General features: G+C 65.0%; 18 protein-coding genes. 10 read left to right on the plus strand and 8 right to left on the minus strand.

Annotation, left to right across the window (positions count from 1 at the left end; all coding sequences use genetic code 11):
- The first annotated feature begins 11 nt into the window (after positions 1–11).
- Positions 12–5285, plus strand: coding sequence for an Hpt domain-containing protein (locus O3301_RS21510; protein WP_305057444.1), 5274 nt, complete (start codon positions 12–14; stop codon positions 5283–5285).
- Between the two features lies 1 nt (position 5286).
- Here O3301_RS21510 and O3301_RS21515 read toward each other — a convergent pair whose 3' ends face one another.
- Entirely contained in the window at positions 5287–6750 is a 1464-nt protein-coding gene (locus tag O3301_RS21515) for a deoxyribodipyrimidine photo-lyase (RefSeq protein ID WP_305057445.1), read from the minus strand.
- A gap of 386 nt (positions 6751–7136) precedes the next feature.
- Here O3301_RS21515 and O3301_RS21520 point away from each other — a divergent pair, with 386 nt between their 5' ends.
- The 6 genes from O3301_RS21520 (at position 7137) to O3301_RS21545 (ending at position 11815) form a co-directional block, all read left to right on the plus strand.
- The gene (locus O3301_RS21520) at positions 7137–7739 is read left to right on the plus strand and encodes a YqgE/AlgH family protein (protein ID WP_034746689.1); all 603 of its coding nucleotides are present in this window, start codon (positions 7137–7139) and stop codon (positions 7737–7739) included.
- A complete protein-coding gene (gene ruvX, locus O3301_RS21525; RefSeq protein ID WP_223278885.1) occupies positions 7736–8134 on the plus strand; it encodes a Holliday junction resolvase RuvX in 399 nt (132 codons plus the stop codon). Before O3301_RS21520 ends, ruvX begins: the two co-directional genes overlap by 4 nt.
- Positions 8135–8172: 38 nt before the next feature.
- Complete coding sequence (gene pyrR, locus O3301_RS21530; protein WP_305057446.1) at positions 8173–8697, plus strand: bifunctional pyr operon transcriptional regulator/uracil phosphoribosyltransferase PyrR; 525 nt, start codon at positions 8173–8175, stop codon at positions 8695–8697.
- Positions 8690–9655, plus strand: coding sequence for an aspartate carbamoyltransferase catalytic subunit (locus O3301_RS21535; RefSeq protein WP_034746695.1), 966 nt, complete (start codon positions 8690–8692; stop codon positions 9653–9655). The genes pyrR and O3301_RS21535 overlap by 8 nt, the downstream gene beginning before the upstream one ends.
- A 24-nt stretch (positions 9656–9679) precedes the next feature.
- Entirely contained in the window at positions 9680–10981 is a 1302-nt protein-coding gene (locus O3301_RS21540; protein ID WP_289913203.1) for a dihydroorotase, read from the plus strand.
- A gap of 87 nt (positions 10982–11068) precedes the next feature.
- Positions 11069–11815, plus strand: a complete 747-nt coding sequence (locus O3301_RS21545) for a 1-acyl-sn-glycerol-3-phosphate acyltransferase (protein WP_289913204.1) — start codon at positions 11069–11071, stop codon at positions 11813–11815.
- Here O3301_RS21545 and O3301_RS21550 read toward each other — a convergent pair.
- From O3301_RS21550 to O3301_RS21580, 7 genes are all read right to left on the minus strand, one after another.
- The gene (locus O3301_RS21550; protein WP_101482751.1) at positions 11812–12576 is read right to left on the minus strand and encodes an ABC transporter permease; all 765 of its coding nucleotides are present in this window, start codon (positions 12574–12576) and stop codon (positions 11812–11814) included. The two genes, O3301_RS21545 and O3301_RS21550, sit on opposite strands and share 4 nt — an antisense overlap.
- A gap of 2 nt (positions 12577–12578) precedes the next feature.
- Positions 12579–13823: an ABC transporter substrate-binding protein gene (locus O3301_RS21555; RefSeq protein WP_305057447.1), complete on the minus strand. Its 1245-nt coding sequence runs from the start codon at positions 13821–13823 to the stop codon at positions 12579–12581.
- Between the two features lie 17 nt (positions 13824–13840).
- Positions 13841–14641 (minus strand): ABC transporter ATP-binding protein, encoded by an 801-nt coding sequence (locus tag O3301_RS21560; protein WP_305057448.1) that lies wholly within the window; start codon positions 14639–14641, stop codon positions 13841–13843.
- Positions 14638–15723 (minus strand): acyl-CoA dehydrogenase family protein, encoded by a 1086-nt coding sequence (locus O3301_RS21565; RefSeq protein ID WP_305057449.1) that lies wholly within the window; start codon positions 15721–15723, stop codon positions 14638–14640. Before O3301_RS21565 ends, O3301_RS21560 begins: the two co-directional genes overlap by 4 nt.
- 1 nt (position 15724) lies before the next feature.
- Positions 15725–16279, minus strand: coding sequence for a carboxymuconolactone decarboxylase family protein (locus tag O3301_RS21570; protein WP_099666548.1), 555 nt, complete (start codon positions 16277–16279; stop codon positions 15725–15727).
- A gap of 118 nt (positions 16280–16397) precedes the next feature.
- Entirely contained in the window at positions 16398–17318 is a 921-nt protein-coding gene (locus O3301_RS21575; RefSeq protein WP_305057450.1) for an AraC family transcriptional regulator, read from the minus strand.
- 93 nt (positions 17319–17411) lie between these two features.
- Positions 17412–18251 (minus strand): symmetrical bis(5'-nucleosyl)-tetraphosphatase, encoded by an 840-nt coding sequence (locus tag O3301_RS21580; protein WP_305057451.1) that lies wholly within the window; start codon positions 18249–18251, stop codon positions 17412–17414.
- A 452-nt stretch (positions 18252–18703) separates the two neighbouring features.
- Here O3301_RS21580 and O3301_RS21585 point away from each other — a divergent pair, with 452 nt between their 5' ends.
- The 3 genes from O3301_RS21585 (at position 18704) to waaC (ending at position 21513) form a co-directional block, all read left to right on the plus strand.
- Positions 18704–19012, plus strand: a complete 309-nt coding sequence (locus tag O3301_RS21585; protein WP_289917266.1) for an H-NS histone family protein — start codon at positions 18704–18706, stop codon at positions 19010–19012.
- 91 nt (positions 19013–19103) lie between these two features.
- The gene (locus O3301_RS21590; protein WP_305057452.1) at positions 19104–20486 is read left to right on the plus strand and encodes a phosphomannomutase/phosphoglucomutase; all 1383 of its coding nucleotides are present in this window, start codon (positions 19104–19106) and stop codon (positions 20484–20486) included.
- A gap of 4 nt (positions 20487–20490) precedes the next feature.
- Positions 20491–21513 (plus strand): lipopolysaccharide heptosyltransferase I, encoded by a 1023-nt coding sequence (gene waaC / locus O3301_RS21595; RefSeq protein WP_305057453.1) that lies wholly within the window; start codon positions 20491–20493, stop codon positions 21511–21513.
- Positions 21514–21532: the final 19 nt, after the last annotated feature.

Consider the following 21532-nt stretch of genomic DNA (forward strand, 5'->3'; position numbering starts at 1 on the left):
CCGAGGCATGCATGAGCACACCTGATAGTCCACTGCAGTCCAAGCCGTTCGACAGCGAACCTTTGTCGTGGGTAATGGTGGAAATCCGCGAAGCGCTGGGCCGCTCGAAAACAGCTTTGTTCGAGGCGGGTGGCCGCGAGCGCGAGGAACGCGCCACGGCCCTGCAGCATGCGCGCTCGCATCTGCACCAGGCGCATGGCGCACTAGTGATGGTCGACGTGGCCGGCGCCAGCCTGCTGACGGACGGCGCGGAGCAGGCGCTTTCGCGCTTTCGCGACGGCAGCCTCGAATACACCCTGGACCATGCGCAAGTCGTCGCCGAACTGTATCAGGCCTTGACGGAATACCTGGAAGACCTGGTGGCCGGCACGCCGCCGCAGCCGACGCGCTTGTTCCCCTACTACCGTGACCTGCAAACCATGCTGGGCACCGAGCGCAGTCACCCGGCCGACCTGTTCTTTCCGCCGGCGTCGGTGCTGGAAGGGCATGCGATCGCGCTGGCGGACGCGCCCCCGGTAGCCGATTATCCGGCCTGGCGCGGACGCTTTGAAAAGTCCCTGCTGCCGTTCCTGAAGGCGCATGCTGACGCGGCGCGGCGTCAGCATGCGAGCGACTTGCACGCCACCCTGACGCTGGTGGCCGATGCGCAGCAGGAAGTGCCGGCGCGCACCTTCTGGTTCGCCATGCAGGCGTTTGCCGGGCTGGCGGCCAGCGGCGAGGGCATGGGTACGCTCAACGTCAAACAGTTGTTCGGCCTGATCAATCTGCAGTTGCGCCGCCTGGCGCAGGGCACGGCCAGCCTGCCCGAAGCGATGCTGCGCGACGCCCTGTTCTTCATTGCCGCCGCCACCGAACCGACGCCGGAGGCGCGCCAGCTGCGTGCCGCCTTCGCCTTGGACGGGCAAGTGCCCGCCGATCTGGAAACGCGGCGCTACGGCCAGGTCGACCAGGAGGCCCTGCAAGGCGCCCGCACGGCACTGGCGCAGGCGCGTGCCAGCTGGAGCCGCTTGGCGCAAGCCGACCTCGATCCTGCCCTGGGCACGGATTTTGACGCCTCGCTGCAACAGGTGGCCGCGCATGCGGAGTCCCTGAAGCAGCCGGCCCTGGCCAGCCTGTTGCGCGAATGCGCGGCCGTGGCGCGGCAAGCCGTGACCAGCGGACGCAGTGCGGCCCTGGAAAATGAAATCGGCATGGCGCTGCTGTTTGCCGACACGGGCCTGGAGCAGGTGCGCCGCCTGCCCGACGATTTCGCCGGCAATGCGGAAACCATCGCTGCGCGCCTGCAGGCGCTGCTGGCTGGCGAAGCGCCGCCGCCCGTCACGGCGGGCGAGTTGTCGCGCCAGATCGAACAGGGGCAGACGGTGGCCGCGCTGGCTGAGGAAATGAAGACGGGCCTGCGCCAGGTGGAAAAGGTGCTCAATGCGTACTACGCGGATGCAGCGGGGGCGAAGGCGGGGACACTCGATGGCGTCGCGCCCGTGCTGGAGCAGTTGCAGCAGCAGTTGGCCGGGCTGGAACAGGAAGAGGCGCGCGCCGCCGTGCTGCAGGTCGATGCGGCCGTGCGGCAGCTGGCCGATGGCGACGCCAATGCGGACGCCAAGGCGGAGGCGCTCGACGAGATCGCGCAAAATGTCAGCGCGCTGGGATTTTTTGTCGATATGCTGGGCCGTAACGCGCAGGCGGCCAGCGGGCGTTTCCATTTCGATGCGGCCGCCGGCGCCTTCCGCGCCCTGCCATTTGAAAAAGTCGCCGCCGCCGGCGCCGTGCCCGTGCTCGACCAGGCCCTGGCGCCCGCCGCGCCTGCCGGCATGGATGCCGCGCCCGCAGTGACCGATGTCGACGCGGAGATGCTCGACATCTTCATCGCCGAAGCGCGCGAAGTGCTGGCCTATATCGACACCACCCTGGCCCTGTCGCGCGAGCAAGCCGCCAGCGGCGACCACCTGGCCATGCTGCGCCGCTCGTTCCACACCCTGAAGGGCAGCAGCCGCATGATCGGCCTGGCGCAGTTTGCCGAAGCGGCCGGCGCCATCGAGCGCGTCATGAATACCTGGCTGGCCGAAGCGCGACCCGTCAGCGACGATCTGTTTACCCTGCTGAATTACGGCTGGTACCAGCTCAGCGAATGGGTGGCGGAACTGGAAGGCGGGGCAGGGCGAGAGCGCGAGGCCGGCATGCTGCTGGCGGCAGCCGAGCGCGTGCGCGAAGGCGGTCCGTTCGAATTGCGCAAGCCGCGCCCGGCCGCGCCCGTGGCCGGCAACGGCAATGTGATCGGCCTTCCCTTGGCCACTGCGCCCGCGCTCCACGAGGCGCCGGACGATCACCTCAAGCACGTGGGCGAACTGCGCATCAGCCTTCCCTTGTACAACATCTACCTGGCCGAGACGGATGAATTGCTGCGCGTGCTCACGCGCGACTTCGGCGAATGGCGTCATGAGCAGCGCGCCGTCAGCGCGGAAGCGCTGCAAGCCGTGCATACCCTGGCGGGGACGTCGGGCACGGTCGGCTTCCAGCCCCTGCGCGACCTGGCGCATGCGCTCGAGACGGTGATCGAAACGGTGGTGCCGCCGCTGGCCGGACTGCGCGCCGAACAGCACGACGTGCTGGAGCAGGCCACGCAGCGCATCGGGCAAATGCTGCAGGCGTTTGCGCTGGGCGATCTGGCGCCAACGCAGCCGGACATGATCGAAGCGCTCAACACCCTGTGGCGCGCCCTGACGGCGGCGCCCGGCGAGAGCAAGGCAGAGCGGCTCGACGCCCTGTTTGCGGCCGCTTACGCCAGCATCGTCGGCGCACCGGCGCACCCTGCGGAAGCGCTGCCCGACGCGCTGGCCGAGGTTCCTGTGCCGCAGCTCGAGACCCTGTTCGAGGCGACGTATGCGAGCATCGTCGCCGACGCGCTGCAGCCGGCTGCTGCCGAAGTACCTCTGCCAGCGCCGGTGCAGGACAGCGGCGCCAGCGATGACCTGTTCGACGCCGGTTTCGAACATGCGCCGCCATTGGAGCACGCGGCGCCGGAAGCGCCGGCGCCTGCCATCATGCCAGCCGATGCGGCCGCGCTGCTGGAGGCCAGCGCTGGCATCAGCGATGAACTTGACCTCGATTTATTGTCCGTCTTCTTGGAAGAGGGCGCCGACCTGCTGCCGCAGATCGGCGAGGCGCTGCGCAGCTGGCAGCAGCAGGCGCACGATAGCGGCCAGGCACAGATGCTGTTGCGCACCCTGCATACGGTCAAGGGCAGCGCGCGCATGGCCGGCGCCATGCGCCTGGGCCAGCATGCGCATGAAATCGAGACGCATATCGAAAACATGCTGCATGCGGGCACCGCCACGCCGCAGGCTTTCGAGGAATTGCTGGCCCATTACGACCATGCGTTGCACCTGTTCGAGCAGTTGCAGCAGCCCTTGCTGCCCTTGCCGGGCATGGAAGATACGCCGATCGCCGAACCGAAGGCGGCCCTGGTGCGCGTGCGTGCCGATATTCTCGACCGGCTGGTGAACCAGGCGGGCGAAGTGTCGATCACGCGCTCGAAGATGGAGAATGAAGTGGGCGTGCTGGGCGCCTCGCTGTCCGAGTTTTCCGACAACCTGGCGCGCTTGCGGCGCCAGCTGCGCGAAGTGGAAATGCAGGCCGAATCGCAGATTGCCTCGCGCATGGCCGTCGGCAGCGAGCGCGATTTCGATCCGCTCGAATTCGACCGCTTTACGCGCTTGCAGGAACTCACGCGCATGATGGCCGAAAGCGTCAACGACGTGGCCTCCTTCCATGAAAACCTCAGCCACAGCGTCGACGCGGTGACGGACGACCTGGTGCTGCAGGCGCGGCTGACGCGCGAGCTGCAGCGCGACCTGATGCAGATCCGTATGGTACCGTTTGCCAGCATCGCCGAACGCCTGTTCCGCGTGGCGCGGCAAAGCGCCAAGGAAGTCGACAAGCGCGTCAATCTCGACATCCGCGGCGGCGGCGTGGAAATCGACCGCAGCGTGCTCGAACGCATGGCTGCTCCGTTCGAACACCTGCTGCGTAACGCCATCGTGCACGGCGTCGAGCCGCGCGACGCGCGCCTGGTTGCGGGCAAGAGCGAAACGGGCGAGCTGCTGGTGCAGGTCAGTCAGCAGGGCAACGAAGTGGCGATCGCCTTTTCCGACGATGGCGCGGGGCTGGATATGGAACGCATCCGCGCCAAGGCGCACGGCGCCGGCCTGCTGACGACGGACGCGCCATTGACCGACGCGCAGGCGGCCGAGCTGATTTTCACACCGGGTTTTTCCACCGCCGACAGCCTGACGGAATTGGCCGGACGCGGTTTTGGCATGGACATCGTGCGCTCCGAAGCGCTGGCGCTGGGCGGGCGCGTGGAAACGCTGACGCAGGCGGGCCTGGGCATGCGCTTCGCCATCCACCTGCCGCTGACCCTGGCCGTCACCCAGGTGGTGCTGCTGGCGGCGAACGGCAAGACGTATGCCTTGCCATCGGTGCTGGTGGAGCAGGTGCTGCACCTGAAAGGCGAGCAGCTGGAGCAGGTGCGGGCGGCCGGGTGCATCGAATCGCATGGGCAGTCGCTGGCGCTGCACCACCTGTCGGCCATGCTGGGCGAGACGCCGGCGGCGCAGGCCACGCAGCGCTATGCGCCCGTGCTGTTGCTGAGGAATGGCAATGACAGGCTGGCCTTGCAGGTCGATGACGTGCTGGGTAACCGCGAAGTCGTGGTCAAGCACGTGGGTCCGCAACTGGCGCGCATGCCGGGCATTGCCGGTGCCACGGTGCTGGGCACGGGCGACATCGTGCTGATCCTGAACCCCGTGGCGCTGGCGCAGCACCTCGAGCACCATCCGGAACTGCTGTCGCAATATGCGCTGGCCAGCCGCGAGCAGCATGCCGTTTCCAGCGCGCTGGCCGCGCCTGTTGTGCGCGTGATGGTGGTCGACGATTCGCTGACGGTGCGCCGCGTGATGCAGCGCCTGTTCGAGCGCGAAGGCTACCAGGTGCTGCTGGCCAAGGATGGCGTCGATGCGCTGGAGCAGTTGCATGCGCTGGAGCCGGCTGCCATGCCGGCCCTGCTGCTGGTCGACGTGGAGATGCCGCGCATGGATGGTTTTGATTTGACGCGTAATGTGCGCAGCGACGACAAGACGCGCGCCATCCCCATCATCATGATCACTTCGCGCAGCGCCGACAAGCACCGCGCACATGCGTTCGAGCTGGGCGTGAATGCGTATTTCGGCAAGCCGTTCCAGGAAGAGGAATTGCTGGCGGAAGTGGGGCGCTTGTTGACCGAATCTTGACCTACGCCACCACCTTCACCACGGCATAACGCTCCAGGGTCTCCTTGCGCGCCTCGTCGTGCTGCACCAGCGGTTCCGGATAGTCGCGCCCCAGCACGATGTTTTTTTGCTCGAGCAGCATGCGCGGCACCAGCCAGGGTGCGTGGATTTCCTTGTCGCCCAGCGCCTTCAGCTGCGGCAGATAGCGGCGGATGAAGCGCCCGCTGGCATCGAATTTTTCCGATTGCGTGATCGGATTGAAGATGCGGAAGTAGGGCTGGGCGTCGCAGCCGGACGACGAAGCCCATTGCCAGCCGCCGTTGTTCGACGCCAGGTCGAAGTCATTGAGGTGCAGCGCGAAATACGCTTCGCCGCGGCGCCAGTCGATACCCAGGTCCTTGATCAGGAAGCAGGCCGTGACCATGCGCAGGCGGTTGTGCATATAGCCCGTCTGGTTCAGCTGCGCCATCGCCGCGTCCACCAGTGGATAGCCGGTGCGCCCCTCGCACCAGGCGGCAAAGGCGGCATCGGCTTCGGGACCCGTTTCCCAGGCGATGGCGTCGTAGGCCGGCTTGAAGGCGCCGCCTTCCACGTGCGGGTTCTGGTACAAAATCATGGCGTAGAAATCGCGCCAGATCAGTTCGGCCAGCCACACGGGCGCGCCATCGCCGCCGCCGCCCCTGTCCATCAGGTCGACGATGGTGCGCACCAGGTAGCGCAGCGACACGGTGCCGAAGCGCAGATGCATGGACAGGTAGGACGGCCCCTTCAAGGCGGGAAAATCGCGCGCCACGTCGTAGCGGGCCACACGCGGCAGGAAATCCTCGAACAGCGTGCTGGCGCCCGACATACCGGTGGGAATGGCCAGCTCGGCCAGGTTGCTCGGTTCGAAACCCAGCTCGCCCAAGGTGGGCAGGGGCACCGGCGCGCCGGCGCGCGGCGGCGCCAGGCTGGCCGCATGCGGCTCGATAGCGAATGGCGCCAGGCAGCCTGGTTCCGCGCGCATTTTCTTCAGCCAGGCATTCTTGTAGGGCGTGTAGACGGTATACGGCTTGGCCGAGAGCGTCAGCACTTCATCCTTTTCAAAGATCACCTGGTCCTTGAAACTGAACCACAGACGCGCATCGCGCGTGAGCGCGGCGGCCACCGTGGCGTCGCGCGCGATGGCTTGCGGTTCGTAGTCGTGGTTGGCAAAGACGGCGTCGGCGTTCAATTCGGCGGCCAGGCGCGGGATGGCCTCGGCCGCGTCCGCGTGCAGCACGATCAGGTCGCCGCCCAGCTGGCGCAGCTCGCCAGCGAGCTCGGCCACGCTGGCATGGATGAAGTCGACCCGCCGGTCGCGGCGCGGCAGGGCCGCCAGGATGGCGGTGTCGTACACGAAGACGCAATGCACGGCCAGGCTCTGGCACAGGGCGTGATGCAGTGCAGCATGATCAAACGCGCGCAGATCGCGCCGGAACCACACCAGGGAAGTCTTGATTGTCATTATTTCGCGTGTTCAGGGTCAAAGATAGGCCATTTTTTGCCGCCAACGGGGCTTTATCGCCGCTCGCGTCGCGCCTTTGGCGTCGCTGCGGCGGCAATTCAGTGTAAACTACCGGGTATGTTCGTGGTGCTTTATGTGCGACAGCGATTTTGCAATCAATTTTACAATTGGCATTGAAATGCGCCTGCAGGCAAAGCGAATTGACCATTAATTTATAACATAACAAGAATAGCGCCTGGCAACACGGCTCTCGCCGCCCAACATTCGCGGCAGGAGGTGCCAGGCGTACGATAGCGGGGTAAGCGAGACTTGCCAGCAAGCCCACAGAGAGAGCATCGCGTATGAAAAAGAGTAAAATCGACCAGACTCTACCAGGACATCGTTTGATGCAGGGTGTGGGAGAGCCGGCCGCGACCGGTTCCTCCACCCTGAATCTGGCCAACCATTTCCTCATTGCGATGCCGGCCATGCAAGATCCGATCTTCGGCGGCACGGTCGTGTACGTGTGTGAACATAATGAAAACGGCGTGCTGGGCGTCGTCATCAACAAGCCCACCGACATGACCATGGAAGTGCTGTTCGACCGCATCGACCTGAAACTGGCGGCCGGCAGCGACACGCCCATCATCAACGAACCGATCATGTTTGGCGGCCCGGTGCAGGACGACCGCGGCTTCGTGCTGCATACGCCGGGCGCGCGCTATTCCTCGTCGCTGACGGTGACCGATGAAGTGGCGTTTACCACCTCGATCGACGTGCTCGAAGCCGTCGCCAAGGGCGATGGCCCCGAGCGCATGCTGGTCTCGATCGGCTACTCGGGCTGGAGCCCGGGCCAGCTGGAAGACGAGATCGGCCGCAACGGCTGGCTGACGGTGGGCGCCTCGGCCGACATCCTGTTCGATTTCCCCATCGAGCAGCGCTACGTGGCGGCCATCAAGTTGCTCGGTATCGATCCGCTCATGCTCGCCAGCGAGGCTGGCCACGCATGAGCGGTGACGCCATCGACACCATCCTCGCCTTCGATTTCGGCTTGAAACGCATCGGCGTGGCCATCGGCAATACCATGATTTGCCAGGCCAAGCCGCTCAGCGTGATCACGGCCACGGCGAATGAGCCGAAGTTTGCCGCCATCGATAGCCTGATCAAGGAGTGGGGCGCGAGCCGCATCGTAGTGGGCTTGCCCAGCCATCCAGATGGCACGGAACACGAAATGAGCGCGCGCTGCCGCCGTTTCGCCAACCAGGTGCATGGCCGCTTCAACCTGCCGGTGGAACTGGTCGACGAGCGTTATTCATCGGCCGTCATCGCCGCCAAGCGCGGTGAAGTCATCGATGACCGCGCCGCCGCCATCATCCTGCAACAGTATTTCGACGCGAATTATTAATCTGACCTTTGACCCATTCCTGAATGATCAAGAACCCTATGCCGCATCCTACGAATCCTTCCCAACTCGACGCCGAGGCCCTGTACGCGGTCTTGCTGCAACAGGTGCAGAGCGGCCTGGCGGGCATCCCCAACGTGGCCATCGTCGGCATCCATTCGGGCGGCGCCTGGCTGGCTGAACGCCTGGCGCGCGACCTGAACCTGCTCGACCGCCTGGGCGTGCTCGATGTCTCGTTCTACCGCGACGACTTCGCCCAGAAGGGTCTGCATGCCGACGTCAAGCCGACGCAAATCAGCTTTGACGTGGCCGGCGCCACCATCCTGCTGGTCGACGACGTGCTGTACACGGGCCGCACCACGCGCGCGGCCATCAACGAATTGTTCGACTATGGCCGCCCGGCGAAGATCATGCTGGCCGCCCTGGTCGACCGCGGTGAACGCCAGCTGCCGGTGGCCGCCGATTTCGTGGCCGCCTTCACTGCCGTGCCGCCGGGCCAGGCCCTGGTCCTGAAGCAAGCCAACGATGGAAAATTCACGCTCACCATAGATACCCACCATGCTTAATCCGCAACTGAATAAACACGGCGAACTGCAACATTTGCTGACGATTGAAGGCTTGCCGAAGTCTATCGTCAACCACATCCTCGATACCGCTTCCTCGTTCGTCGGCATCTCCGACCGCGATGTGAAAAAGGTGCCGCTGATGCGCGGCAAGAGCGTTTTCAACCTGTTCTTTGAAAACTCCACACGCACCCGCACCACCTTCGAGATCGCGTCAAAAAGGCTGTCGGCCGACGTCATCAACCTGAACATCCAGGCGTCGTCGGCCAGCAAGGGCGAGTCCCTGCTCGACACCATCGACAACCTGTCGGCCATGCATGCTGACATGTTCGTCGTGCGCCATGCGCAGTCGGGCGCACCCTACCTGATCGCCAAGCACCTGATCGACACGAAGCAGCCGCACGTCCACGTGGTCAACGCGGGCGATGGACGCCACGCGCACCCGACCCAGGGTTTGCTCGACATGTACACGATCCGCCACTACAAGAAGGATTTCACCAACCTGACGGTGGCCATCGTGGGCGACATTCTGCACAGCCGCGTGGCCCGTTCCGACATCCACGCGCTGACCACCCTGGGCGTGCCGGAAGTGCGCGCCATCGGCCCGCATACCCTACTGCCGGGCGGCCTGGAACAGATGGGCGTGCGCACCTTCACTAACATGGATGAAGGCCTCAAAGGCGTCGACGTGATCATCATGCTGCGCCTGCAGAATGAACGCATGAGCGGCGCGCTGCTGCCGTCGGCGCAGGAATATTTCAAGAGCTATGGCTTGACGCCCGAGCGCCTGGCGCTGGCAAAACCGGACGCCATCGTCATGCATCCGGGCCCGATGAACCGCGGCGTGGAGATCGATTCGGCCGTGGCCGACGGTCCGCAGGCGGTGATTCTGCCGCAGGTGACGTTCGGTATCGCCGTGCGCATGGCGGTGATGAGTATTTTGGCTGGTAATCAGGGCTGATAGCCCAAGGACGAGTAAGCGAGCATGACGACACTACATATCAAGAATGGCCACCTGATCGACCCTGCCAACGGCATCGATGGCTTGCAAGACCTGTTTATCGCCGACGGCAAGGTGCTGGCCGTGGGCAGCGCCCCGGCCGGTTTCAAGGCTGATACTACCTTTGACGCGGCCGGCCTGGTGGTCTCCCCCGGCCTGGTCGACCTGTCCGCGCGCCTGCGCGAGCCGGGCTACGAATACAAGGCAACGCTGGAATCGGAATTGCAGGCAGCTCTCCAGGGCGGCGTCACGAGCCTGGTCTGCCCGCCCGACACCGATCCCGTGCTCGACGAGCCGGGCCTGGTGGAAATGCTGAAATACCGCGCCAAGACGCAGAACAAGGCGCACGTGCATCCGTTGGGCGCACTGACCATGGGATTGAAGGGCAAGTCGCTGACGGAAATGGCCGAATTGACGGAAGCGGGCTGCATCGGCTTCGCGCAGGCGGAAGAGCCGATCGAAGACACCACTGTGCTGCTGCGCGCCATGCAGTACGCGAACACCTTCGGCTACACGGTCTGGCTGCGCCCGCAAGACCCGCACATCGGCCGCGGCGGCATCGCCCATAGCGGTCCGCTGGCATCGCGCCTGGGCCTGTCCGGCGTGCCCGTGATGTCCGAAACCATCGCGCTGCACACGATCTTTGAGCTGATGCGCGCCAGCCGCGCGCGCGTGCACCTGTGCCGCATTTCGTCGGCGGCGGGCCTGGAACTGATCCGCGCCGCCAAGGCCGAAGGCTTGCCCGTCACCTGCGACGTGGGCGTGCACCATGTGCACCTGACGGACGCCGATATCGGTTTCTTCGACCCGAACGCGAGGGTCACGCCGCCGTTCCGTAGTCAGCGCGACCGCGATGCGATCCGCGCCGGCTTGCTCGACGGTACGGTCGACGCCATGTGCTCGGACCATACGCCCGTCGACGACGATGAGAAACTGCTGCCGTTCGGCGAAGCGTCGCCCGGCGCCACTGGCCTCGAACTGCTGCTGTCGCTGGCCCTGAAATGGGCCGACGACTATGCGCTGGCGCAACCGCAGGCGGGCGCCCGTCCGCTGGCGCGCGCCGTAGCCAAGGTCACGTCCGATGCGGCCCGTGTCGCCGGCATCCCTGCCGGCAGCCTGGCCGTGGGCGAAGCTGCCGACATCTGCGTCTTCGACCCCGCCGCGCGCTGGACCGTGTCGTCGGCGTCGCTGGCCAGCCAGGGCAAGCACACGCCTTTCCTCGGCTATGAGCTGAGCGGCATCGTCAAGGCGACCATCGTCGCCGGACAGGTGGCGTTTCAGCGTTAAAAAATCAGATCCGTGGACCGGGGCACGCTGCCCCGGCATCCCTTGTCTGCTCCCGGATTTCGGTTCTGGTTTATTTGTTGGTGTGATTTGAAACTTCTGCTTACCTACCGCCTCGCGCGCATCGCCATTCACCTGAGCTGCGGCATGGCCAAGAGCGCCGTGCTCTTTCCCTGGCTGGACCTGGAGGGCCGCAACCGGCGCATCCGCCGCTGGTCGACGCAGCTGCTCGACATCTGCGGCGTGCACGTGGCGCAGCCGGCAGACAGCGTGCCGGCGCTCGACCATGCGATGGTGGTGGCGAACCACGTGTCGTGGCTCGATATCTTCGTCATCAATGCCGTGCACCCCTGCCGTTTCGTCGCCAAGGCGGAAATCCGCGCCTGGCCCATCCTGGGCTGGCTGGCGGGGCGCGCCGGCACCATCTTCATTTCGCGCGGCAGCAAGCGCGATTTGCGCCTGATCTTCCAGGGCCTGGTGGATAAATTGACGGCGGGCGAGCGCATCGCGTTCTTCCCCGAAGGCACCACCGCCGCGCAGGGACAGATACTGCCGTTTCACGCCAACCTGTTCGAGGCGGCCATCGACGCGCAAGTGCCGGTGCAGCCGTTCGCGCTCGTGTATGTGGATGACAAGGGAGCACTGCATCACGCCGTCGACTTCATCGGCGAAATGAGTTTTGCGCAAAGCATGGTGGCAATCCTGAGCGGCCCGCCCATCACGGCGCGCCTGACCTGTCTGGCGCCAGTGGCGACGTTCGATGCGCACCGGCGCGAACTGGCGACGGCAACGCAGGCGGCGGTGGCCGCCGCGCTGCCGCTGGAAAAAACCGCCTAGTTTTTGACGTGCAGCCAGCGCGCATGCGCTGCGCGGGCCAGGTAGTCGAGGATAAATCCAAGTATGCCGATCAGCACAATGGCGGCCATCAGCTCCGAATACGCGAGCCGGTCGCGCGTATCGAGGATGAAGTAGCCGAGACCGGCCGACACGCCCAGCATTTCCGCCGGCACCAGCACGATCCAGATGATGCCGATGGCCAGGCGCACGCCCGTCAGGATGTCGGCCGTAATGCCCGGCAAAATCACCTTGAAGACGATTTCGCTGCGCGTGGCCGACAGACTGCGCGCCAGCAGCAGCCAGTTCGGATCGAGCCGCGCCACGCCGGCCGCCGTATTGAGCAAAATCGGCCAGACTGCCGCAAACGCCAGCAGGAAGTACACGGGCGCGTCGCCGACGCCCAGCACCATCACGGCGATCGGCATCCACGACAGTGGCGAAATCATGCGCAGCAGCTGGAACAGCGGCATGGCCGCGCCGGAAAAACTCTTCGACATGGCCACCAGCACGCCCAGCGGCACGCCGATGACGATCGCCAGTCCCAGGCCCACGGCCACCCTTTGCAGGCTCAATACCACATGCAGCCAGATATCCGAGCCGCCCAGCATCTCCTTGAACGCCAGCGCCGTGGGCAGCGGCGCAAAGGCGGTGGCGATGGGCGTGGATTTCTCCAGCGCCGTCACGCCCATGGACCACAGCAGCAAGGCACAGGCCAGCCCCACCAGGGGCAGGCCGAACTTCGTGAACAACTTGCTTGCCATCGTCAGACCGCCACGGTTTCGCTGCGCAGCAGGTTGGCCGGCAAGCCGAAGGCGGCCGGGCCGCCGACTGCCGTGATGGCCTTGCGCACGAAGCGGTCATCGACCAGGTCGCGCGCGGCGAACTTCGGATCGAGGTTGGCCAGGAAGCGCGTATCGCCTTCCACCTTGGTACGGCCGATGGCGCGCACCAGTTCTTCCGTGTACGAGGCAAACGGATATGGCTGGAAGTCGATGCGGCGCTGCTGCCAGTTCTTGTGCACGATCAGGCCCTGCTTTTCATAGCCGGAGTAATCGGTGGTGGCCAGCACCTTGGTCAGCACTTGCAGCGGATGCGGCGTGTAGCGGTGTTCGCCCACGTTCGACAGCAGCTTGGCCGTGTCGACCTGGTTCGAACGCGTCCACAGCTGCGCCTTGACGATGGCGTTGGTGACCTTCTGCGCCCATTCCGGACGCGTGTTGATGTCGCGCTCGGACAGGAAGGTGACGCAGCACGCATGGTTTTTCCACACGTCGCCCGAGAAGCGCAGGATCTTGCCGATGCCGGCGTTTTCCGCCGCCGCATTGAACGGTTCGGCCACGATGTAACCGGCGATGGACTTGCTGGCCAGGGCCGAGACCATTTCGGCCGGCGCCAGCACGATCAGGTTGACTTCATTCGGCTTGATGGCCGCATTGCGCGCCCGCGTGACCGGGATCAGGCCGTTCGAGGACAGGATCTGCTGCAGCAGGATGTTATGGATCGAGTACCAGAACGGGATGGCGACCGTGCGGCCGCCCAGGTCGGAGACCTTGTTGATCTCGTTGGCCACCGTCAGCGCGGAGCCGTTGACGTGGTTCCATGCCACGACTTTCGCAGGGAACTTGGCGCCGTAGCGCACCCACAGGGTGGCCGGTGACAGCAGGTGGATGACGTTGACCTGGCCGGCGACGAAGGCTTCGATGATTTGCGCCCAGCTGCGGAACAAACGCGGCGTCTCCGCCTGCAGGCCTTCCGCTTCAAACAGCTTGCGGGCGTGGGCGACGAGCAGCGGGGTGGCGTCGGTAATTGGCAGGTAGCCGATTTTCACGGGCTGGTCGTCGCCTTTTGGGCCTTGCTGGGCCATGGCGTCACCGGCGAACAGCAGGGGAGAAGCCACGCTGGCCGTGGCCAGCGCCGACATGCGCAGGAAGTCGCGCCGCGTCAGGCCGCAGTCGCAATCGGACGAGGCGCAGATATGCAGGGGTTTGTTTTGATCTTCGAATGTCATGGGAAAGTTCCGGTCGATTAATTGGGAGCGAAGGCGGGCGTTTGATCCTGCTTTTGCAGCGCCTGCAGGGCGTCGAGGATGTCCATCTTGAGGGCGATCACGTCGGCGCTGTGGCTGATGCGGGGCTGATCGATGGCGACGGACCATTCGCGCACGATGTTGCCCGGCTTGCCGCCCATCAGCAGGATGCGGTCGGCCACGAGGATCGCTTCATCGATATCGTGCGTGACCAGCAGCACGGCCGTGTGCCAGCGGTGCACCACGTCGACCAGCAGCGACTGCATCTCGGCGCGCGTGATGGCGTCGAGCGCGGAAAACGGTTCATCGGCGAACAGCAGTTCCGGTTCGCGCGCCAGCGCACGGGCCAGCGCCACGCGCTGCGCCATGCCGCCGGAGAGGGCGGATGGATACAGCTTTTCGCGTCCCTTCAAGCCCACCGCCTCGATGGCTTGTGCCACGCGCGCCTGGTGCGCTTCGCGCGTCAGCTTGGGCTGGTGCTTGAAGTCCAGGCCAAAACCGGCATTGCCCGTGACGTTCAGCCAGGGCAGCAGGCTGGCTTGCTGGAAGACGAGGGCGCTACGCGGGTCCGGTTCGCGCATGGGGGCGTCGAGGAATTGAATCTCACCCGTGGACGGCGGTTGCAAGCCGGCCAGCACGCGCAGCAGGCTCGATTTGCCGCAGCCGCTGCCGCCCAGCAGGCAGACGATTTCGCGCTTGCGCACGCCCAGCGAGACGTGCTGGAACACGGGTGCCGTGCCCGGATAGGCGTAGCTCAGCTCCTGCGCCTGCAGCGCCCAGTCTTGCGTCGCTGCCGTCATGCCGGCGCTCCTGCCGCTTTGGCCGCCTGCTGGCTGTCGAACAGCTGCAAGGCTGCCTGCAATTGCGTCAGGCTGGGAGTAACGATGGGGATGAACGACGACTCGCGCCAGCGGCGGGCAAAGCCCTGCTGCTCGGCGTTCAGGTAGGCGCGCCCGCCCATGGCTTGCAGTTCCAGCATCAGCGCCTGCTGCAGCACGTCGGCCAGCTGTATGCGCAGGCGGAACATGGCCGGCGCCTGCGTCTTGAAGCGGCCATCGTGCACGCCGGCCAGCAAGGTCGCGACGGCGGCCTCCAGGGTCGCTTGCAGTGCTTCGATGCGCGGCGTGAGCTGGTTGCGCGAGCCGGCGGAAATTTGCGCCGCTTTGGCCAGGCTGGCGCGCGCCAGGCCGATCGACAGGCCGCACTGCATGCCGAGGAACGATGGGCGCACCTGCGGCAGCCAGGCTGGCGCGTTGTCGCTGATGATGTCCGCGGCGGGAATGTGCACCTGCGCCAGCTTGACGGAAGCGGTATTGCTGCCGCGCAGGGCGATCAGGTCCAGGTCGTCGCTGCGCTGCACGCCTGCCGTGCCGCTGTCGAAGGCGACGATGACGGGTGGCGCGCCATCGTTCGGCGCCACGGCGGCTGCCGCGACAAAGCCTGCCTTGCGCAAGTTCGTCACCCAGGCCAGGCCGCCGTCGACCAGCAAGCCGTCGTCGTGGCGCGCGCCCGTGATTTGCAGTTGCTCGATGCCGGACAAGAATTTCATGGCGTTCGACAGGCCGCTGGCGCCGGCCTGCGTGCCTGCCAGCAGGTCAGGCAAGCGGCGTTCGGCCAGCGCGCGGTTTTCGCTTTGCAGCAGGAATTCGATGAAGCAGCGCTGGCCCCAGAAAATAAAGGCGGCCGTCACCGATTGTTCGGCCACGTTGGCGATGGCGTCGATGGCGTCGCGTACGTCGCCGCCCGCGCCGCCGTGTTCCTGCGGCACGCCGATGGCCAGCAACTGGTCGCCAGCGAGAGCCGGCAAAATGGTTTCAGCCAGGTCCGACGATTGGTCCAATTGGTCGGCATGCGTGTGCAGCCAGTGATTGAGGTGGCCCATGTCAGACGGCGCCAGGCAGGTAGGGCGTCAATTGCGGATTGACGGGCGTGCCGGCCAGGCTGTTGGAGAAATTGCACAGGGTGGCCAGGCTGATGCCCAGCACCACTTCCAGCGCCTGCTGTTCGTTGTAGCCGGCCGCCAGGAAGGTTTGATATTCGGCGTCGCTGACGGCGCCGCGCGTGGCGATGACGGCCGTGGCGAAGGCGGCGACGGCGTCGAGCTTTGTATCGCCCGTCGGCTGGCCATGCTGCAGCGCGCGCACGGTGTCCGGTGTCTGGCCCGCTTTTTTCAGCGAGATGGCGCTATGGCCGGCGATGCAGAAATCGCAGCCGTGGATGCGCGCGGCCGTGATTTGCACCACTTCGCGTTCCATTAACGTCAGGCTGGCGCGCGCATTGATGCCGGAGACGGTCAGATAGGTTTCCAGGGCCAGCGGGGCATTGGCCAGCACGCCGATCAGGTTGGGCAGGAAGCCATTGTTGGCGATGGCCTTTTCCACGAAGGGGCGGCTATCGGCCGGGGCGGTATCGAGAGTGTGCAGCGTCAGACGGGACATGGGGTACCTTGCTAAGTTGGTAAGTCACTCATGCATTATATCGGCCATGCCGTGCAGGTAACAGACGTCAGCGTCGTCCTTTTGTGCTCGTTCGTCTGCGATTGTGCGATCCTTGATTTCAGCTGGCCAGTTGGCGCTGGCGCTGGTCGCGCCGGTAGGCGCCTGGCTGTTCGCCCGTGACCCGCTTGAACGCGCGCGTAAAGGCGGCGTGCGAGCGGTAGCCCACCAGTTCGGCCGCGCGTTCGACGGAGACGCCATCGTGCAGGCGCCGCGCGGCGATCTTCATGCGCAGCAGGAGCAGGAACTGGGCCGGCGAGTGGCCGCTGGCGCTGGCGAAATGCTTGCAGAAGCTGGCGCGCGACATGCACGCGGCCTTGGCCATGTTCTCGATCGACCAGTCGGCGGCGGGGGCATCGAGCATGCGTTCGAGCAGCGGCGAAAATGCGGGCTGGTGCAGCAGCGACAGCATGCCGGCCGCCACCTGCTCGCCCTGCGCCACATGGCGTATCAGGTAAAAGAGCAGCAGTTCGACCAGGCGTGCGATGAGCGGCGACGGTTGTTCCGGGTCGCCGCCGGCTTCCGCCAGGATCAGGTCGAACAGCGCCGCAGCGGCGCTGAAGGCGGGCGCGTCGCCGCGTATCAGCAGGTACGGCGGGAACGAGTCGACGATCAGCGCGGAGAGGGCGCCGCGAAATTGAAAGAAGCCGCAGGCCAGCGCCGTCGCCGGCTGGTCCGTGGACGACTGCAGCGGCAGCATGGCTTGCGCGCTGACCGCCTGCAGCGGGTCGCTGTGTGGGCTGAGGAAGTGCGGCAAGTCGCGCAGCAGGAAGACGCCGTCGCGCGGGCCGAGCGCAATCGGCGGCGCCCCGTCGAGGTGCAAATAGCAGTGGCCATCGAGCACCAGGTGAAAGCTGCCCAGTTCCCGGCCCGCCGTGGAGGCGCGCCAGCGGCCGCAGTACTGGCCTACATGCAGGACGGCGGTGTCGAGTTCCAGGCTGCCGAGCAGCCAGCGCGCCAGTCTGTCGGTATCAGGATGCATGGGATCGCAAAGGCAAAAGCTGCATCATACGGGCTGCGCGCGGCAAGGCCAACGACCGATTTCGACTAAGCATATGCGCGCCATGCTTGCCATCTAGCGCTTGCCGCTGTGCTGCTGGAAGGCGGGGCAGGCGACTTGCAGCAGCGAGCGGTCTTCCAGGCACACGGCCGACAGTTTTCCACCCCAGACGCAGCCGCTATCGAGTCCGATCAGGTGCTCCCGCAGCTGCAGTCCCAGCGCCGACCAGTGGCCGAAGACGATGGTGTCGCCGGCGCTGCGCCGTCCCGGCACGTCGAACCACGGCAGCAGGCCGGAGCCTGGCGGCGGGCTGCCGCTCTCCTTCATCTTGAAGTCCATCACGCCTTCCGGCGTGCAAAAGCGCAGCCGCGTCATGGCGTTGACGATGCAGCGCAGCCGGTCGGCGCCCTGCAGGTCGTCGCGCCAGGCGGCCGGCTCGTTGCCGTACATGGTGCGCAGGAAGGCCACCCAGCTGTCGCTGCGCAGCATCGCGGACACTTCCCCGCTCAGGGACAGGGCCTGGGCCGCGCTCCATTGCGGCAGCAAGCCCGCATGCACGAGCACGTGGCCGTCGTGCTCCAGTGCCAACGGCCGCTGGCGCAGCCAGTTGATCAACTCGTCGCGGTCGGGTGCGTCGAGGATCTCGGCCAGCGTATCGGACGCATGCTCGGGGCGGATGCCGTTGGCCACGGCCAGCAGGTGCAAGTCATGGTTGCCCAGGACGCTGTCGGCCAGTCCCTGCTGCGCCAGCGCGTACACGTGGCGCAGCGTGGCCAGCGAGGCCGGGCCGCGGTTGATCAGGTCGCCCGCGAACAGCAGGCGGTACGGGCCATTCGCTGCCGCCTGGATCCGTTCGATCAGTTCGATGGTTTGTGCATGGCAGCCTTGCAGATCGCCGATAAAGTAAGTTTTCATATGTGCCGGGGTGAAGTGAACTACGCGCCTGCATTATAAGCATGCCTGCCCTTTGGTGTTGGGTGCATTCCTGGTCGGTACCCGATTTCGCGCACGGCCGGCGGGAAGAAAAGCGGATGCAGATTATGCTGCCGGAGATTTAATGGGGCGGCATTTCCCGCTGGCGTATATCGATAATCATCCGCCAGCGTGTTTATCGGAATGGATAGCCGCGCCACGCTGGTCTTGCAAGCGGCCTGCGCAGGAGGCCGGAATACCACTCATCCATGTTTATTTATTTTATACGCGCACTTTCGGCATATTTTTCATTGAATCTTAATGTGGAGCAGATAAATAAGCCGATAGCCGTGATTCAATAGGCGATGGATTATGCAATGCTACGCAGATGTTTATGCAATGTAGTATATTTCACGCTTATTTTATTATTTAAATTAATATAAAGGATGTACGGGATGGATCTGTCTACGATGACGATGCTGGAATTGCGCAAGCTGGAAGATAATATCAAGCAGGAATTGAACAGCCGCGAACGTGAAGATTTGAACAAGGCGCGCGAACAGATCATGGCCATCGCGCAGCAGGCGGGCATTCCGCTGAAACAACTGATACTCGACGGCTTGCACCCGCGCACGGGCAAAGTCGCGGTGCGTTACCGCCATCCTGACAATGCGACCGAACAATGGACAGGCCGTGGCCGCCAGCCGCTGTGGGTCAGGCAATGGGTGGAATCGGGCAAGTCGATCGATCTGCTGCGCGTATAATTCGGTATACTCTTGGCGCAGTAGCAAGCTGTCAGCCCCGCGCTGCACTTTGCCAGGCACCCTATTTGACCCTCTTTATACCGCCCACACCATGCTTCCATTGTCCAGAACGATCTTCAAGGCCTACGATATTCGCGGCATCATCGCTAAAACCCTCGATGCCAGCGTGGCCCACAAGATCGGTCAGGCATTTGGCCAGGCCGCTCTGGCCAAGGGCGAGCAGCGGGTCGTGATCGGCCGCGATGGCCGCCTGTCGGGGCCGGAATTGACGGCGGCGCTGGCGCAGGGCTTGCAAGCGGCAGGCGTCGACGTGATCGACCTGGGCGTGGTGGCCACGCCGATGGTCTACTTCGGCACGAATGTGCTCGACACGCGCTCCGGCATCATGGTCACGGGCAGCCACAATCCGCCCGACTACAACGGCTTCAAGATGGTGCTGGCCGGCGAAGCGATCCACGGCGAAGCGATCCAGGCCCTGTACCACAGCATCGTCGCGCACGACGGCAGCGCCAGCAGCACGCCAGGCAGCTATGCCACGCACGATATCCGCGCCGCCTATTTGGAGCGCATCCTGGGCGACGTCAAGCTGGCGCGTCCGATCAAGATCGCCGTCGACTGCGGCAATGGCGTGGCCGGCGCATTTGCGGGCGACCTGTTCCGCGGCATGGGCTGCGAGGTCATCGAACTGTTCTGCGAAGTCGATGGCAATTTCCCGAACCATCATCCGGATCCGGCGCATCCGGAAAACCTGCAAGACCTGATCCGCTGCCTGGCTGAGGCGGACGCGGAAATCGGCATCGCTTTCGACGGCGACGGCGACCGCCTGGGCGTGGTCACCAAGGATGGCCAGATCATCTACCCCGACCGCCAGATGATGCTGTTCGCGGCCGACGTGCTGACCCGCCACCCAGGCGCGCAGATTTTGTACGACGTCAAATGCACGCGCCACCTGGCGCCTTACATCACCAAGCATGGCGGCGTGCCGCTGATGTACAAGACGGGCCACTCGCTGGTAAAAGCCAAGCTGCGCGAGACGGGTGCGCCGCTGGGTGGCGAAATGAGCGGCCATATCTTCTTCAAGGACCGCTGGTACGGTTTCGACGACGGCCTGTATTCGGCTGCGCGCCTGCTGGAAATCCTCACGCGCGAAGCCGACCCGTCAAGCCTGCTGAACTCCCTGCCGCAGTCCGACAGCACGCCCGAACTGCACCTGGAACTGAAGGAAGGCGAGAACGTCGCGCTGATGGACATGCTGCGCCGCGACGCCGTCTTCCCCGGCAATGAGCAGATCATCACCATCGACGGCTTGCGCGTGGAGTATGCGGATGGTTTCGGCCTGGCCCGCTCGTCGAACACCACGCCGGTGATCGTCATGCGCTTCGAAGCAGAAACGCCGGCAGCGCTGGCGCGCATCCAGGGACAGTTCAAGAGCGTGATCCTGGCCGCCAAGCCAGACGCTGTGCTGCCGTTCTGACAGCATGGCCGGCCAAGCTGGCGCACAGGCGCCCTTGAAAATCCTGCTGGTGCGGGTGTCCTCGCTGGGCGATGTACTGCATAACCTGCCGATGGTGGCGGATATCGCCCGCCATTATCCGGATGCGACCATCGACTGGGTGGTCGAAGAGGGTTATGTCAGCCTGGTGCGCCTGAATCCGCGCGTGGGCACCATTTTCCCGTTCGCGCTGCGGCGCTGGCGCAAGAGCCTGGGCAAGAAAGAAACGCGCGCGGAAATCGCCGCCTTCTTCCGCAGCCTGCGGCAGACGCATTACGATTATGTGTTCGATACCCAGGGCTTGCTCAAGACGGGCATCATCATGGGTGCCGCGCGCCTGGCGCCGGGCGGGCAGAAAGTCGGCCTGGCCAATGGCAGCGAAGGCTCCGGCTACGAAGGCATCTCGCGCATTTTTCATACGAAAAGCATTCCGCTCGACCCGCACACGCATGCGGTAGCGCGCGGCCGCCTGGTGGCCGGCGCGGCGCTCGGCTATACGGTCGATACGCCGGCCGATTTCGGTCTGCCGGAAGTGTCAGGCAGCGAGCCGCGCCCGGACTGGATGGGCGAGGCCCCTTACTGCGTGTATTTCCACGGCACGGCGCGCGACGCCAAGAAATGGGCGCCGGAAAACTGGATCGCCCTGGGCCACGCGCTCGCTCCCATGCCGATTTTGCTGCCCTGGGGTTCGCCCAAGGAAAAGGCGGAAGCCGAACAACTGGCGGCCAGCTTGCCCAACGCGCGCCTGCTGCCGAAGCTGTCGATGGAAGACGCCACCCTGCTGGCGCGCCATGCGGCGCTGGTGATCGGCGTCGACACGGGCCTGACGCATATCGCCGCCGCCTTTGTACGTCCGACGGTGGAAATCTATGCCGATTCGCCGCTGTGGAAAACGGAAGGCAACTGGTCGCCGAAAATCATCAACCTGGGCGATAAAGGTGCGCCGCCCGGCGTGCCGGAAGTGCTGGCCGCGGCGCAGCGCCTGCTGGCCGACTATCCTCCCGCCTGACTTCAACCGCCTGACTTCA

The organism is Janthinobacterium sp. SUN211 (genome assembly GCF_030587315.1).
In the GTDB taxonomy this organism is placed as follows: Bacteria; Pseudomonadota; Gammaproteobacteria; order Burkholderiales; family Burkholderiaceae_D; genus Janthinobacterium; species Janthinobacterium kumbetense.